Source organism: Chromohalobacter sp. 296-RDG (assembly GCF_029889885.1).
Taxonomy (GTDB): Bacteria; Pseudomonadota; Gammaproteobacteria; order Pseudomonadales; family Halomonadaceae; genus Chromohalobacter.
The window spans coordinates 21,536-36,366 of sequence record NZ_JARANY010000003.1 but is presented as its reverse complement, the minus strand read 5'-3'; the positions used below and the strand labels follow the sequence as shown (position 1 = coordinate 36,366).

Annotated in this window: 15 protein-coding genes; 14 read left to right on the top strand and 1 reads right to left on the bottom strand. The window is 62.0% G+C overall.

Translation table 11 applies throughout. The annotated features are described in order from the left end of the window. The first annotated feature begins 3 nt into the window (after positions 1 to 3). The 12 genes from fabD (at position 4) to OP495_RS02205 (ending at position 11,003) form a co-directional block, all read left to right on the top strand. Positions 4 to 960 (top strand): ACP S-malonyltransferase, encoded by a 957-nt coding sequence (gene fabD / locus OP495_RS02260; protein WP_280561308.1) that lies wholly within the window; start codon positions 4 to 6, stop codon positions 958 to 960. A gap of 20 nt (positions 961 to 980) precedes the next feature. Further along, positions 981 to 1,724 (top strand): 3-oxoacyl-ACP reductase FabG, encoded by a 744-nt coding sequence (gene fabG, locus OP495_RS02255; RefSeq protein ID WP_280561307.1) that lies wholly within the window; start codon positions 981 to 983, stop codon positions 1,722 to 1,724. Between the two features lie 99 nt (positions 1,725 to 1,823). After that, positions 1,824 to 2,057, top strand: coding sequence for an acyl carrier protein (gene acpP, locus OP495_RS02250; protein ID WP_011506901.1), 234 nt, complete (start codon positions 1,824 to 1,826; stop codon positions 2,055 to 2,057). A 173-nt stretch (positions 2,058 to 2,230) separates the two neighbouring features. After that, positions 2,231 to 3,463: a beta-ketoacyl-ACP synthase II gene (gene fabF / locus OP495_RS02245; RefSeq protein WP_280561306.1), complete on the top strand. Its 1,233-nt coding sequence runs from the start codon at positions 2,231 to 2,233 to the stop codon at positions 3,461 to 3,463. A gap of 5 nt (positions 3,464 to 3,468) precedes the next feature. Beyond that, positions 3,469 to 4,284 (top strand): aminodeoxychorismate lyase, encoded by an 816-nt coding sequence (gene pabC, locus OP495_RS02240; RefSeq protein ID WP_280561305.1) that lies wholly within the window; start codon positions 3,469 to 3,471, stop codon positions 4,282 to 4,284. A 14-nt stretch (positions 4,285 to 4,298) separates the two neighbouring features. Then, positions 4,299 to 5,300 carry an endolytic transglycosylase MltG gene (gene mltG / locus OP495_RS02235; RefSeq protein ID WP_280566915.1) on the top strand — a complete coding sequence of 334 codons (1,002 nt, stop codon included), beginning with the start codon at positions 4,299 to 4,301 and terminating at the stop codon, positions 5,298 to 5,300. A gap of 18 nt (positions 5,301 to 5,318) precedes the next feature. Beyond that, positions 5,319 to 5,957, top strand: a complete 639-nt coding sequence (gene tmk / locus OP495_RS02230; protein ID WP_280561304.1) for a dTMP kinase — start codon at positions 5,319 to 5,321, stop codon at positions 5,955 to 5,957. After that, positions 5,948 to 6,925 carry a DNA polymerase III subunit delta' gene (locus OP495_RS02225; RefSeq protein ID WP_280561303.1) on the top strand — a complete coding sequence of 326 codons (978 nt, stop codon included), beginning with the start codon at positions 5,948 to 5,950 and terminating at the stop codon, positions 6,923 to 6,925. The genes tmk and OP495_RS02225 overlap by 10 nt, the downstream gene beginning before the upstream one ends. A gap of 71 nt (positions 6,926 to 6,996) precedes the next feature. Further along, positions 6,997 to 7,326, top strand: a complete 330-nt coding sequence (locus OP495_RS02220; protein WP_280561301.1) for a PilZ domain-containing protein — start codon at positions 6,997 to 6,999, stop codon at positions 7,324 to 7,326. A gap of 87 nt (positions 7,327 to 7,413) precedes the next feature. Beyond that, positions 7,414 to 8,241, top strand: a complete 828-nt coding sequence (locus OP495_RS02215; protein WP_280566913.1) for a TatD family hydrolase — start codon at positions 7,414 to 7,416, stop codon at positions 8,239 to 8,241. Between the two features lie 21 nt (positions 8,242 to 8,262). Next, positions 8,263 to 8,817 carry a DUF1285 domain-containing protein gene (locus OP495_RS02210; RefSeq protein WP_280566911.1) on the top strand — a complete coding sequence of 185 codons (555 nt, stop codon included), beginning with the start codon at positions 8,263 to 8,265 and terminating at the stop codon, positions 8,815 to 8,817. Continuing rightward, positions 8,814 to 11,003 (top strand): ATP-dependent helicase, encoded by a 2,190-nt coding sequence (locus OP495_RS02205; protein WP_280566909.1) that lies wholly within the window; start codon positions 8,814 to 8,816, stop codon positions 11,001 to 11,003. The genes OP495_RS02210 and OP495_RS02205 overlap by 4 nt, the downstream gene beginning before the upstream one ends. Here the strand turns inward: OP495_RS02205 and OP495_RS02200 are convergent. Continuing rightward, on the bottom strand, positions 10,988 to 12,628 hold the full coding sequence (locus tag OP495_RS02200) for an electron transfer flavoprotein-ubiquinone oxidoreductase (protein WP_280567050.1): 1,641 nt from the start codon (positions 12,626 to 12,628) through the stop codon (positions 10,988 to 10,990). The two genes, OP495_RS02205 and OP495_RS02200, sit on opposite strands and share 16 nt — an antisense overlap. Before the next feature lie 399 nt (positions 12,629 to 13,027). Between OP495_RS02200 and OP495_RS02195 the strand changes: the two genes are divergently transcribed. Then, a complete protein-coding gene (locus tag OP495_RS02195; RefSeq protein ID WP_280561297.1) occupies positions 13,028 to 13,780 on the top strand; it encodes an electron transfer flavoprotein subunit beta/FixA family protein in 753 nt (250 codons plus the stop codon). After that, a complete protein-coding gene (locus tag OP495_RS02190; RefSeq protein WP_280561296.1) occupies positions 13,777 to 14,703 on the top strand; it encodes an FAD-binding protein in 927 nt (308 codons plus the stop codon). The genes OP495_RS02195 and OP495_RS02190 overlap by 4 nt, the downstream gene beginning before the upstream one ends. Positions 14,704 to 14,831: the final 128 nt, after the last annotated feature.

Genomic DNA, 14,831 nt, shown 5'->3' with positions numbered 1-14,831 from the left:
GTCATGACACAATCCCTCGCCCTCGTCTTTCCGGGGCAGGGCTCCCAGCAGATCGGCATGCTGAGGGAGCTGGCCGAGCGTTACAGCGTCGTGCGGACCACGTTCGACGAAGCGTCCGGTGCATTAGGTTACGACCTCTGGAAAGTCGTGCAAGAAGGCCCCGAGAGCGCCTTGAACGCTACCGCCTGTACGCAACCAGCACTGCTGACCTCTAGCGTTGCGATCTGGCGCGTCTGGCAAGAGCTTGAGGGCCCGCGCCCTCTGGTGATGGCGGGCCATAGCCTGGGTGAATACAGCGCCATGGTATGTGCCGGTGTCATCAGCTTCGCGGAAGGCGTGCGTCTGGTGCGTCTGCGCGGTGAGGCGATGCAGGCGGCAGTACCGGAAGGCCAGGGTGCGATGGCGGCGGTGCTGGGTCTCGATGACGCGACGGTCGAGACGGCGTGTCGTGAAGCGGCGCAAGGTGAAGTGGTCGCGGCGGTCAATTATAATGCTCCGGGGCAAGTCGTGATAGCGGGTAACAAAGCCGCCGTCGAGCGGGCCATTGGCTTGTGCCAGGAAGCCGGTGCCAAGCGAGCCTTGCCGCTGCCGGTGTCGGTGCCTTCGCATTGCAACTTGATGCAGCCGGCCGCCGAGCGCCTCGCAGCGGAGATCGATCGACTCGATCTCAGAACGCCACGTTACACTGTGGTTCAGAATGTCGATGCGCTCGCGCATGAGGACGTTCAAACGCTCAGTCAGCGTCTCGTCGAGCAGCTTTATCGCCCGGTACGTTGGACGGATTGCGTCAACGCCATGTACGAACGCGGCGCCCGGGTCTTTGTCGAATGCGGGCCGGGTAAAGCCCTGACCGGACTCAATAAGCGAATACAACGCCAAGCCAAGGGGCTTGCCGTCAACGACCCCGAATCGCTCGAGAGCGCGCTGGAATTGGCGCGTAGCGAAGGGGAGCAGTCTTAGTGATGAATGCGGGAAACCAGATGACAAGCGAACGCAGGATAGCCCTGGTCACCGGTGCCAGTCGCGGCATTGGACAAGCGATCGCCCGTGAGCTGGGCCGTCAAGGACGTGTGGTGATCGGCACTTCAACCAGCCAAGCCGGCGCCGACGAGATCGATGCCGATCTAAAGGCGCACGATGTCGAGGGTGCTGGTCGTATGCTCGACGTTACCGACCAGGCCAGCGTCGAGAGCCTGATCAAGGCGATTGGCGACGAGTTCGGTGTGCCGACCATACTGGTCAACAATGCGGGTATTACGCGCGACAATCTGCTGATGCGCATGAAAGAAGACGAGTGGGACGCGGTGCTCGACACCAATCTCAAGTCGCTTTATCGCGTCACCAAGGCGTGCGTACGCGGCATGACCAAGGCACGCTTCGGGCGTATCGTCAGTATCAGCTCGGTCGTCGCCAGCATGGGCAACCTGGGGCAGACCAACTATGCGGCGGCCAAGGCCGGAATGGAAGGGTTTTCTCGCTCCCTGGCGCGTGAAGTCGCTTCGCGTGGCATTACCGTCAATAGTGTCGCGCCGGGATTCATCGCCACCGACATGACGCAGGCGCTACCCGAGGCCCAGCACGAAGCGTTGCTGGGACAGATTCCGCTCTCGCGTCTGGGTGCCCCCGAGGAAATTGCCGCTGCCGTGGGCTTTCTCACCAGCGACAATGCCGGCTACATTACCGGTGAGACGCTGCAGGTCAACGGCGGCATGAATATGCGTTGACGCTCTCCAGGGCGCTGTTGCGTCGTCTGGGAGCGGTCTATAAACTAGCCGCAGCTTTTCCAGAGCTAGCGGATTCGTACCACTAGGAGTAACAAGAGAATGAGCACCATCGAAGAGCGCGTGAAGAAGGTTGTGGCTGAGCGCCTGAACGTCAAGGAAGAAGACATCCAGAACACGTCTTCCTTCACCGAGGATCTCGGCGCCGACTCGCTGGACACTGTCGAGCTGGTGATGGCGCTCGAAGAAGAATTCGACACCGAGATTCCCGACGAAGAAGCCGAGAAGATCACGACCGTTCAGGAAGCGATCGACTACGTCGTCGCTCACCAGTAAGTAGAGCGGTACCGGGTTGCCCGGTTCGACATCGACTCGCGAAGGCCGCTCTGTCATCAGGGCGGCCTTCGTCGTTTGTGCATGCGTGCGGTCTCCATCCCGTCGGTGTTTCGGGTATAATGCGCGCCAAACACGGCACTGCCGTGCCAACTCGCAAGTCTGGAGGAGAGCTGATGCCTCGTAAAAGGGTCGTGGTAACCGGACTGGGACTGGTAACCCCGGTCGGTAATAATGTCAAGGAAAGCTGGGATAATCTCCTGGCAGGCAAGAGCGGCATCGCACCGATCGACCACTTCGATACCACGGGATTCAATACGCGTTTTGGCGGTTCGGTGAAGGACTTCGACATCAGTCCTTATCTGAATCCCAAGGAGGCGCGCAAGATGGATCTGTTCATTCAGTACGGAATCGCGGCGGCGGGACAGGCCATTGCCGATGCCGGACTGGAGAGCGACGAGGACAATGCAGATCGCATCGGTGTGGCGATCGGCTCGGGCATCGGGGGGCTGCCGATGATCGAGCATAACCACAATGCCTTGAATCGCGGTGGCCCACGCAAGATCTCGCCGTTTTTCGTACCTGGGTCGATCATCAATATGATCTCCGGCAACCTGGCGATCCAGCATGGTTTTCGTGGGCCCAACATCGCCATTACCACGGCGTGTACCACGGGTACGCACAACATCGGCTACGCGGCGCGTACCATCGCCTATGGCGATGCGGATGCCATGGTCTGCGGGGGAGCCGAAATGGCCACCACGCCCCTGGGCCTGGGTGGTTTCTCGTCGGCGCGCGCGCTGTCTACGCGCAATGACGACCCTGCTGCTGCAAGCCGTCCCTGGGACCGCGAACGAGATGGCTTCGTGCTCTCCGATGGCGCCGGAGTGCTGGTGCTCGAGGAGTACGAGCATGCCAAGCAGCGTGGCGCGCCTATCTATGCCGAGCTTCTGGGCTTTGGCATGAGCGATGACGCCTACCACATGACTGCGCCCAACGGTCAGGGGGCGGAAATGGCCATGCGCAATGCCGTCAAGGACGCCGCTATCGATGCCGGTCAACTGGATTACATCAACGCGCACGGGACTTCGACCCAGGCGGGCGATGTCGCCGAGAGCCATGCTGTGGAGCGCATCATGGGTGAGGCGGCCAAGTCCGTGACGGTCAGTTCCACCAAGTCGATGATCGGTCACCTGCTGGGAGCCGCCGGCGCTGTCGAAGCGATATTCAGCGTGCTCGCCATCCGCGACAGCGTTGTGCCGCCAACCATCAACCTCGAAGAGCCTGACGAGGGGTGCACGCTAGATTACGTGCCCAACGAGTCGCGCGAGAGGTCGGTGAGATATAGCCTGTCGAATTCCTTCGGCTTCGGCGGCACCAATGGCTCACTGATCTTCGGCCGCGTTTAGGCGCCATGGCCGACGAGGCAGTGCCGTTCGATGATCGCGGCGTCGCTTATGGGGACGGTCTCTTCGAGACCGTCCTCGTACGTGATGGCCAGCCTTTATTATGGAACGCGCATCTACGGCGACTGGCACGCGGTGCCGAGCGGCTGGAAATTCCATTGCCGGATGCGCAGACCCTGGCGAGCTTGCCGGGGCATGCGGGGGATGGCTTGTTCGTGCTCAAGCTACTCGTGACCCGTGGCAGCGGTGGGCGTGGGTATGTATCTCCCGAATCGCCCGTGCCGCGTCTGCGTTGGCGGTATATGCCATTCACGCCACAGTCTGCGCATTGGCGCGATGGCGTGCGCGTTCGCCTGTGCCGGCTGCGCTTGGGGCACCAGCCTTTATTGGCAGGCATCAAACACCTCAACCGTCTCGAGAATGTCATGGCGCGCCGCGAGTGGTGCGATCCCGACGTTGCCGAGGGCGTGTTGTGCGATCATCACGATCGTCTCGTCGAGGCGACCAGCATGAACTTGGTGTGGCGGCGGCACGGCATTCTCGAGACCCCCGATCTGACGGCATGTGGCGTGGAAGGTACGCTGCTGGCGGCGTTGCGCGAGCGTTTGCCGATCCACACGCGCGAAACGGGGGTCGAGACATTGATGGAGACCGACGCGGCCTGGGTCGTCAACTCGGTTCAGGGCGTGTGGCCTCTGAGGCAACTGGACGATACCGACGGTACTTGCCTGAAGCGGTGGGCGATAAACACGACGCATCGGCATCTGCAACAGCATGCCCACCCATTGCTGGGCTATCCCCATGACGCCTTCGATGAGGCGTGAGACAAGGTATCGACATGCGAGTGGTGAAGGTTTTCATAGGGATTGCGATATTGGCTGGCGTGTTGGTGTTGGGGGCCTATCAGTATTGGCAATCTCGCCTGGCGGCTCCGCTGGCCTTGGAACAGACGACGATTTACGAAGTGCCGCGCGGTGCAGGATTCTTGCGTGTCATAGGCGAGCTCGAAGAGCGTGGTATCATCGACACCGCCTGGCCGTATCGCGTCCTGGCAAAGCTCTCGCCCGACAAGGTCAACGGACTGCGTTCCGGCGAGTTCGAGCTCGACCCCACAATGAGCGGCAACGACATGGTGGCGCGACTTTCCAGCGATAACGTCGTGTCCTATCGGTTTACCATTCCCGAAGGGTGGACGTTCGCGCAGATGCGTCGCGAACTGGATGCCGCGGCCAAGCTCGAGCATCGTACTCGAGACATGAGCGATGAAGAGGTCATGATGGCCCTGGGGCACGAGGATGAACATCCCGAGGGGCGTTTCTTCCCCGATACGTATCGCTATCAAAAGGGGATGACGGACCTGGAGGTATTACGTCGCGCTTACGATCGTATGGCGGTTACTCTGGAGGATGTCTGGGCGCAGCGGCATGCCGACCTGCCTATCGATAGCGCTTACGATGCGCTCATCTTGGCTTCGTTGATCGAACGCGAGACGGGGATCCCGGAAGAGCGACGTCAGATTGCTGGCGTCTTCACGCGACGCCTCGAAAGCGGCATGCGGCTGCAGACAGATCCCACAGTGATATATGGCATGGGAGACGACTACGATGGCAATATCACGCGAGCCGACCTGCGTCGCGAGACGCCCTATAACACCTACGTGATCGACGGGCTTCCACCGACACCGATTGCGATGCCGGGTGCGGGATCGTTACAGGCCGCCGTGGATCCGGCCCCGGGGGATGCCTTGTATTTCGTCTCTCAAGGCGATGGGTCGCATCACTTTTCCAGTACGCTGGCCGAGCACAATGCCGCGGTACGTCGTTACATTCTCAACCGCTGAGCGGGGTAGACCATTGCCATGACGCCAGGACGTTTCATCACCCTCGAGGGGGGCGAAGGGGTGGGGAAGTCCACCAACGTGGATTTCGTGTGCGACTGGTTGAGCGCACGCGGTATCGAAGTGCTGCGCACGCGTGAGCCGGGTGGCACCCCACGAGCCGAAGCGATTCGTGCACTGCTGCTCGACCCCGCCCCGCAGGAGCCGCTCGACGAGACGGCCGAATTGCTGCTGATGTTCGCGGCTCGCGCCCAGCACCTGGCGGCCAAGATCCGTCCCGCCTTGGCACGGGGCGTGTGGGTGGTCTGCGACCGTTTTACCGATGCGACCTTCGCCTATCAGGGGGGCGGACGTGGGCTGGATGAGACGCGTATTGCGACACTTGAAGCTTTGGTGCAAGACGATCTGCAACCCGACCTGACGCTTTTACTGGATATGCCGGTCGAGGCTGCCCAGCATCGTGTCGAACGTCGTGGCACCTCACGCGACCGCTTCGAGCGCGAACGGAAGCACTTCTTCACCGCCGTGCGTGAGAGCTACCTTTCCCGCGCCGCCCAGGCGCCGGCACGGTTCGCCGTGATCGATGCCGACCGAGAGCTGGATGCGGTACAGGCGTCGATCGCTGATCACCTGGCAGCGAGAAGCGCGTTATGGTCGTGACGCCTCTGCCTTGGCAGCGTGACTTGTGGCAACATCTGACTCGCCAACAGGACGCGGGCCGTCTGGCGCATGCACTATTGATTTCGGGTGCGCATGGGGTCGGCAAGCACGATCTCGCCGATGCACTGGTAGCCCGCACGCTGTGTCATGCGCCGGGCGACACCGCCTGTGGTGAGTGCCATGCCTGTCACATGCTGGCGTCGGGATACCATCCTGACCTGCTCGATATTACCCCGGCCGAAAAGCGCCGCCAGATACGCATCGATCCGATTCGGCAGGTCAACGCTTTCGTGTCGCAGACCGCACAACAAGGCGGTTATCGCGTGATTCGTCTGCATCCCGCGGAGGCCATGAACGTGGCTGCCTCCAACGCGCTCCTCAAGAGTCTCGAAGAGCCAGGCGCGAAGACGCTGTTCGTGCTCCTGGCGGATATTCCTTCGCGCATGTTGCCGACCATTCGTTCGCGTTGCCAGCATTGGAGCCTGGGCGTGCCCGAGCCACACAGCGCCCTTGAATGGCTGAACGAACGTTTCGAGGATCCCGAACAGGCGCGTTTCTGGTTGCGCGTGGCCGGTGGCTTGCCCCAGTTTGCCGTCGAGCTGGCCGAGGGGCGCGGCTTGCGCCAGGAGCTGCGCGAGCTCTTCGATGCCCTGGTGCGCGGCGCGGAGCCGGTCGCCGAGGCGGCGCGTCTCGATCCCCAGTCGTTGGACCGCGTGCTGTGGTACGGTATCGTCTGGCTCGAAGACCTGATTCGATTGGGTGTCTCCGGCGAAGCACAGTACGTGCGCAATCCGGATCTGCTGCCGTTGTATCGCCAGGCAGCCAAGAATGCCCGGGTTCGCGATTGGTTCCGCCTGCTTGACTACGCGCGTGAACAGCGCCGTTTGATCGCCGCCGGGGGCAACCCCAATGCACAGTTGGTGCTGGAAGCCTGGCTGGTACGTTGGGCGTCGCTGTTGCGCTCATGAAAGTGCCGCGCCGGCGGGCATGAATATTGTGCATGAAGTGAGTCGTGCACCCTGATCGAGGAGTACCCGGCGTGGCGCAAAAAGCCTTATCCCTGACGTTCCACGATACGCAGACCCTGCAGGCAGCTCATATGCCTTGGCTGGAACGGGGGGGTGTCTTCGTTCCCACGCAGGAGCGTTATGCGCTCGGCGATGCAGTGTATCTGCTGATCACCTTGCCGGATGACGCTGAGCGCCTACCGGTTTCGGGTACGGTCGCCTGGCTGTCGCCGCCGGGTGTCGGCGGGCGTCGCGTCCCGGGAATCGGTGTGCATTTCAGCGACGCCGATCAGCGTGTGAGAGAACTGATCGACACCCAGCTTGTAGGTGTCACCGCCACACGCCCTAGCTATACCCTTTAGGTCTCGTCTGATCGAGCGCAGGCACTTTTCAGACAGTGCCTTATGCCATGGGCTGGGCCACCCCTTTTTCGATTCTTTAGGTACCGCATGTTCGTTGATTCCCATTGTCATCTCGATCGACTCGATCTCACTGCCCATGACGGCAAGCTCGAGGGCGCCCTGGAAGTCGCCCGCCAACGTGGCGTGCGTCATTTCCTAGCGATCGCCGTCACGCTGGACGACGTGCCCAACTTGGTCGATATCGCCCGTGTCCATGATGACGTCTCGCTCTCCGCCGGGGTACACCCATTGCACCGAGTCGAGCACGAACCCGACGTGAAAGCCATTGTCGACTGTGCCCAGCGTCATGAAGCGGTGGCGATTGGCGAGACCGGGCTGGACTATCACTACGATGAAGTGGCCCACGAGGTTCAGCGACGGCGTTTCGCCGACCACTTGCGCGCCGCGCGCGAACTCGAACTGCCGGTGATCGTGCATACCCGTGATGCCAAGGAAGACACCTTGGCGTTGATTCGTGAGCATACCGACCCCGCCGTGGGGGGCGTCCTGCATTGCTTCACTGACGATCTCGACATGGCGCGGGAGGCGGTGAGGCTGGGTTTCTATATTTCGCTTGCCGGTATCGTGACCTTCCGTAACGCGACCTCGGTTCGCGAACTGGCGCGTCTTGTGCCCCTCGACCGGCTATTGATCGAGACCGATAGCCCTTATCTGGCGCCGGTGCCGCATCGTGGCAAGCCCAATGAGCCTCAGTGGGTCGTGGAGGTGGCGGAATGCATCGCCGCCGAGCGGGGCATCAGTGTCGATGAAGTCGCGATGCAGACGAGTGCCAATTTCTACCGGCTGTTCCGCGCTGCACTGCCCGAGGCGCCCGACGATGTGCGCGAGGCATTGGCACAGATGAGCGGTCAGTAACGCCCAGCACGAGGAGCGAGCATGCCACTAGAGTCGTTGACGTCGCATCTCGACGCATCACCGATGGCAGCGTTGCCGCCGGTCGATACCTGGAATCCGCCTTTCTGCGGTGATATGGCGTTGACCATCGCCGCCGATGGCCGCTGGTGGCATGAGGGCACGCCGATCGGGCGCGCACGCTTGGTCGGTTTGCTGTCGCGCCTGCTGCGTCGGGAAGAAGATGGCGATTATTACCTGGTCACACCGGTCGAAAAACTGCGTATTCAGGTCGAGGACAGAGCGTTCCTGATCGCCGATGCCGATTGCCGCGACGGGGTGTGGACGCTGACTACCAATCTCGGCGATAGCGTCACCTTGGGCGCGCAACGCCGCCTCGTGGTCAGCGCCATGCCGGCTGGCGATCCGGTGCCCGAGGTCGCCATTCGCTTCGGATTGTCGGCACGGCTCAACCGCAACGTCTACTATCGCCTGATCGATACCGCCGAGATGCATGAGACGCTCGACGGTAGCGAGCTGGGGATATATAGCGCCGGCGTCTGGCAGCCCCTCGGCTGGTTGCCCGAGGAGACGCCGTGAGCGAGGCGACGCCTGAACAGCACGCCGTAGTCGCGCATGGCGAGGGACATGCGCGCGTGTCGGCGGTCGCCGGTGCCGGCAAGACCACCACGCTCGTACAACGCGTCTTGCACCTGCTGGCCAACCGCGTGCCACCGCAACGCATGTTGGTGCTGATGTTCAATCGCGCCGCGCGCGAGGACTTCACCCACAAGCTGGCTCATGAGGCGGCGGGGCAGCGCCTTCCCGACGTGCGAACCTTTCACTCCATCGGCCATCGCCTGACCCAGACCCTGACGCGCTGGGGGTATCTGTCATCGCGTCAATTGATCGCCGCCGACTGGCAGCGCGAGCGGCTGTTGCGTCAGGCAGTGCAGATGAGCCTGGAACACGCCGACGATAGTCAACGCCACGCCGCGCTGGAGTCGGATCGTCTCGAAGCGCTGGCGCAGTTCTGCGAACTGGTCAAGGCCGAGATGTGCGCCCCGGAGTTGCTCCACGAACGCATGGATTTCGGTGACGGCACCCAGCATTTCTGCGAAGCGTATGCGGTCTTCGAGGGGTTGCTCGAGGATCACGCCTTGATGACCTACGCCGATCTTCTCTATCGGCCGCTGCGCTGCCTGGAAGCGGCTCCCGAGGCACGTTCCCGGGTGCAGGGCTTTCTCGATCATGTGATCGTCGACGAGTATCAAGACATCAATGAGGTGCAGCAGCGCTTATTGGCGATTCTCGCGGGGTCTTCCGCGCAGGTGATGGCAGTCGGCGATGCCAATCAGTGCATCTACGAGTGGCGCGGAGCGCGTCCCGATGCCATGTTCGAACGCTTTACTACCTTGTTCGGCAGTGCTCACGATTATCCGCTGTCGTATACCTTTCGCCATGGCCATGTCTTGGCCTTGGCGGCCAACCACGCCATCCGCGCCAATCGTCGGCGTCCCGATCAGCTATGCCTGGCCGCGCCTGGCACGCCGACGACCCGCGCCGACGTGGCGGTGGGCAGCAGTGCGCTGCTCGATGCCCTTCAGCAGTGGCGTGGCGACGGGCGAGCCCTGGGCGAGGCCTGTGTTCTGGTGCGCAGTTGGGCGTTGTCCGTCTCTGTGCAGTTGCAGCTGTTGCGTGCCGGCATTCCATTCCGGCTCGCGCGCGAGGATCGCTTCGTGTTTCGTCTGCCGCTGGTGCAGGCGCTGGCGGGGTATCTGGCCCTGGCGCGTGATGGGCGCCGTCTGCAGGACCCCGAGCAGCTCAACCTGCTGTTATCACAACCGACGGTCTTCGTGCCCCGCGAGACGCTGACCGCCTTGGCGCACCAACTGGCTCAGACCCAGCAATGGCCTGAGCGGCACGACCCTTTGTTGAATGCGTTGAAGCCCCTTCAGCGGCGCAACCTCAAACGTCGCTGGCAGTTGTTATGCGAACTGCCGCGCATGTCGAATTGGCCGCCGGCCAAGCTGCTCGAACATGTCGTCGAGGCCACCGAAGCGGACAAGGCCCTCAAGCGCGCCGCCTCGCGTCGCGCCAAGGCCGAAGATGACGTGCGCCTGCTCGACGTGTTGATCGAACAGGCCGGTGAACTAGCCAACGACCCCGAAGGCTTCATCGAACTACTCAGCCAACCGGTCGAAGCGCGCGAGGATGGCGTATTGGTGACCACGGTGCATGGCGCCAAGGGACTCGAATGGCCGATGGTCGCGCTGTGGGGCGTCAACGAGGAAGACTTTCCGCACTACACGCGTGAGACGCCCCTTGATGCCGAGCGCCTAGAGGAGGAACGGCGTCTCTATTATGTGGCGATCACCCGGGCACGCGAGCGTTTGCTGGTCCTGCATGATGGCGGCGATCATCGTCCCAGTCGCTTTCTCGAGGAAACCGCCTGGGAGGACTGTCATCGCGCCGCCGCCGCGCTCGGCGAGACACCGTGTGAGTCGCTGGCGGTGCGGGCGCCGGAGGTGGTCGGGCAGTATCTCGAACGTTGCGGCCTGAATCTAGCCGTTACCCGAGCGTCAGAGACAGCCTCTGAACCAGCGTCTGCGACATGGGCGGTGGGGCAGTGGGTGCGACATGGCGTCTTCGGCGAGGGCGAGGTCGTGTTGCTCGAGGGCGATCCCGCCAATCCGGTCATCGAGGTACGTTTCGCGCAGGCGGGGCGCCGGCGGTTGATTGCCGCACGAGCCCCGCTGGAGCCTGTAGCTCACATGTTGGGATAGTTGGGACCGCCGCCACCTTCCGGCGCCACCCAGGTGATGTTCTGGGCAGGGTCTTTGATATCACAGGTCTTGCAGTGCACGCAGTTCTGGAAGTTGATCTGGAACTTGGGCTCGCCGTCTTCCTCGACGATTTCGTAGACTCCGGCGGGACAGTAACGCTGCGCGGGCTCGGCGTATTCCGGCAAGTTGACGCGTACCGGAATCTCGGGATCGGTGAGCCGCAAGTGACAAGGTTGATCCTCTTCATGGTTGGTATTGGAGAGGAATACCGACGAAGACTTGTCGAACGAGAGCTTGCCATCCGGCTTGGGATAGTCGATGCGCGTCGCCTCGCTGGCATGGCGCATGCGTGCATGATCGGAGGTGGTGTCGTGCACGGTGGGCAATTTTCCGCCCAGCAGTTGATCCAGGAAATTGTAGGCGCCGCCCTTGACGGTGCCGTACTTGTGAATCGCCGGCCCGAAACTGCGGCTTTCGGTCAACTCCGCCCAAGCCCAGCTATTTTGCCACTTCGAGGTGAACGCGGTCAGTTCCGTGCCGCCTTCGTCACCCGCGACGAAAGCTTCGAACACGGACTCTGCGGCGACCAGGCCGGATTTCATCGCCATGTGGATGCCCTTGATCTTGGCGAAGTTGAGCGTGCCGGCATCGCAGCCGATCAATAGGCCACCGGGGAAGGTCATCCTGGGCAGACTATTGGCACCCCCCTTGGTGATCGCGCGAGCCCCGTAAGAAACGCGGGAGCCGCCCTCGAGATGCTGTTTGAGCACCGGATGGTGCTTCATGCGTTGAAATTCATCGAAGGGCGAGAGATAAGGGTTGTCGTAGGAAAGATCGACGATCAACCCCACCACGACTTGCTGGTTTTCGGCGTGGTAGAGAAACCAGCCACCATGTGTGTCGCTGGGCAGCGGCCAGCCCGAGCCATGCAAGACGCGCCCTGGCGCGTGCTGATCGGCGGGCACGTCCCAGAGTTCCTTGAAACCCAGAGCATAGTGTTGCGGATCGCGACCCTCGTCGAGGCCAAAGTGCTCGATCAGGCGCTTACCGAGATGCCCATGTGCGCCCTCGGCGAATAGCGTATATTTGGCGCGCAGTTCCATGCCCGGCATGTGGCCGGATTTTTCGCTGCCGTCGGCGGCCACGCCCATGTCGCCGACGAGGATGCCGCGTACCGTGCCATCATCATCGTGCAGGCTTTCCTGGGCGGCGAAGCCGGGGAAAATTTCCACGCCCAGTTCTTCCGCCTGTTCGGCCAGCCAGCGACACAGGTTGCCGGCGCTGATGACATAGTTGTCATACGCGCCGCCGGTGTTGTGCATGCTTTTGGGCACCAGGACATTGGGTAGCTTCTGAGCGTTATCGGCGTCCTTGAGCAGGTAGAGATCGTCACTGACCACGGGAGTGGTCAACGGCGCGCCGCGTGATTCCCAGTCGGGGAAGAGTTCGCGAAGGGCGCGTGTCTCGAGCACGGCACCGGACAGAATATGCGCGCCCACCTCGGAGCCTTTTTCGACCACGCAGACGCTGAGTTCGCGCTGGGCCTCGTGGGCCTGCTGCATCAGGCGACACGCTGCCGATAGTCCGGACGGGCCGGCGCCGACGATGACGACGTCGAAATCCATGTATTCGCGTTCCACGGCTTGATCTCCTCCATCTTCGCGTTGGGCGGTCGACGCGCCCGAGCATGCACAGTGTCTTTCGAGCAATGATGCATGGACAAGTCGCGTTTTTCTTGGTTGTATTCTAAAGATTGTATTTTAAACGGCCGTTTGATTCTACATGGGGCGACCGGCCCGCATGATGTCATTTTCCGCGTGGTTTGTCCTGGGGCAGCTCGATAGGCCGCTAGCGCTGCCATGACGGCGCTTCAGGGTTTGACCAGGTTGGACGAGTTCACGCAATATTATATAGGGTCGCCGCGTGTTTAACGGGCGACATTTTTCGGGACACGCCCCCTATCAAACGCTTGAATGAATTTATTCTAAGGGCATGCCTGCCGGTTCTAACCAAGCGAGGACACCATGAAAGTACTCGTCGCGGTCAAACGCGTCATCGATTATAACGTCAAGATCCGAGTCAAGCCGGATCATTCCGACGTCGATCTCACCAACGTCAAGATGGCCATGAATCCGTTCTGCGAGATCGCTGTGGAAGAAGCGGTGCGCCTCAAGGAAAAAGGAGTGGCCAGCGAGGTAGTCGCCGTCACCATCGGTCCCAAGGCGGCGCAGGAGCAACTGCGTACTGCCCTGGCGCTGGGTGCCGATCGCGCGATCCACGTCGAGACCGACGACAAGGTCGAGTCGCTGACCGCCGCGAAGCTCCTCAAACGGGTCGCCGACGACGAACAGCCGGGCCTGACGATTCTCGGCAAGCAGTCTATCGACACCGACAACAACCAGACCGGCCAGATGCTGGCCGCGCTGGCGGGCATGGGGCAGGGCACGTTCGCCTCCGAGGTACAGGTCGAAGACGACGAAGTTCAGGTGACCCGTGAAGTCGACGGCGGTCTGCAGACCGTCGCGCTCAAGCTGCCGGCGGTGATTACCACCGACTTGCGCCTCAACGAGCCACGCTATGCCAAGCTGCCCGACATCATGAAGGCCAAGAAAAAGTCCATCGACGTCAAGAGTCCCGATGACATGGGCGTCGCTGTAGCGTCCAGCCTGAGCGTGCTCAAGGTGGAATCGCCGGCGGAACGCCAGGGCGGCACCAAGGTGGCCTCCGTGGATGAACTCGTCGACAAACTCAAGAACGAAGCCAAGGTGATCGCATGAGCATTCTGGTTATCGCCGAACATCATAACGGCCAACTGGCAGACAGCACTGCCCACGTGGTCGCCGCGGCCCAGGCCATCGGCGGAGACATCGATATCCTGGTGGCGGGCGATAACGCCGCAGGCGCCGCCGAGGCGGCCGCCAAGCTGTCCGGTGTCGCCAAGGTGAGAACCGCCGACGACGGCGTCTATGCGTACCAGCTCGCCGAGCCGATGGCCGAGCTCATCGCCGGACTTGCCGGCGACTACAGCCATGTGCTGGCTGCCGCGTCCACCCATGGCAAAAACGTGTTGCCGCGCGTCGCCGCGCTCAAGGACGTGGCCGCACTGTCGGAGGTAATCGGCGTGGAAAGCCCCGATACCTTCCAGCGTCCTATCTATGCGGGCAACGCGATTGCCACCGTGCAGTCGAACGATGCCCTCAAGGTACTCACCGTGCGCACCACGGCCTTCGATGCCGTCGACGCAACGGGTAGCGCCGGGGTCGAGGCGATCAGTGCCACCGTCGAGAATACCCTGTCGCGGTTCATCGGCGAGGAGCTGGCCAGCAGCGATCGTCCCGAACTGGGCAGTGCGCGCGTGGTCGTTTCCGGCGGTCGCGGCATGGGTAACGGCGAGAACTTCACACTGCTCGACGGCATCGCCGACAAGCTCGGCGCGGCGATTGGTGCTTCGCGCGCGGCCGTGGACGCCGGCTTCGTGCCCAACGACATGCAGGTCGGGCAGACCGGCAAGATCGTTGCCCCGGAGCTGTATATCGCCGTGGGCATCAGTGGCGCCATCCAGCATCTGGCGGGCATGAAGGACGCCAAGATCATCGTGGCGATCAACAAGGACGACGAGGCACCGATCTTCCAGGTCGCCGATTACGGCCTGGTGGGCGACTTGTTCGAAGTACTTCCCGAACTCGAATCCAAATTGTAAGTCGTAGGTATGAGTGTGGCCTGCCAAAGACTATTGGCGCGCACTGCATTGCTGAACCGGCCCTGGGTGGCCGGTTTTCTGTTTCATGGTACATGATTGATAATTATTATTGTTTGTATTAGCGTACT

Excerpts from the sequence above, each read along its gene's own strand:
- tmk (WP_280561304.1), top strand. The coding sequence starts at position 5,319 with ATGACGCCAGGACGTTTCATCACCCTCGAGGGGGGCGAAGGGGTGGGG.
- OP495_RS02200 (WP_280567050.1), bottom strand. The coding sequence starts at position 12,628 with ATGGATTTCGACGTCGTCATCGTCGGCGCCGGCCCGTCCGGACTATCG.
- acpP (WP_011506901.1), top strand. The coding sequence starts at position 1,824 with ATGAGCACCATCGAAGAGCGCGTGAAGAAGGTTGTGGCTGAGCGCCTG.
- OP495_RS02190 (WP_280561296.1), top strand. The coding sequence starts at position 13,777 with ATGAGCATTCTGGTTATCGCCGAACATCATAACGGCCAACTGGCAGAC.
- OP495_RS02210 (WP_280566911.1), top strand. The coding sequence starts at position 8,263 with ATGCCACTAGAGTCGTTGACGTCGCATCTCGACGCATCACCGATGGCA.
- mltG (WP_280566915.1), top strand. The coding sequence starts at position 4,299 with ATGCGAGTGGTGAAGGTTTTCATAGGGATTGCGATATTGGCTGGCGTG.
- OP495_RS02215 (WP_280566913.1), top strand. The coding sequence starts at position 7,414 with ATGTTCGTTGATTCCCATTGTCATCTCGATCGACTCGATCTCACTGCC.
- OP495_RS02195 (WP_280561297.1), top strand. The coding sequence starts at position 13,028 with ATGAAAGTACTCGTCGCGGTCAAACGCGTCATCGATTATAACGTCAAG.
- OP495_RS02225 (WP_280561303.1), top strand. The coding sequence starts at position 5,948 with ATGGTCGTGACGCCTCTGCCTTGGCAGCGTGACTTGTGGCAACATCTG.
- fabG (WP_280561307.1), top strand. The coding sequence starts at position 981 with ATGACAAGCGAACGCAGGATAGCCCTGGTCACCGGTGCCAGTCGCGGC.
- fabF (WP_280561306.1), top strand. The coding sequence starts at position 2,231 with ATGCCTCGTAAAAGGGTCGTGGTAACCGGACTGGGACTGGTAACCCCG.
- pabC (WP_280561305.1), top strand. The coding sequence starts at position 3,469 with ATGGCCGACGAGGCAGTGCCGTTCGATGATCGCGGCGTCGCTTATGGG.
- fabD (WP_280561308.1), top strand. The coding sequence starts at position 4 with ATGACACAATCCCTCGCCCTCGTCTTTCCGGGGCAGGGCTCCCAGCAG.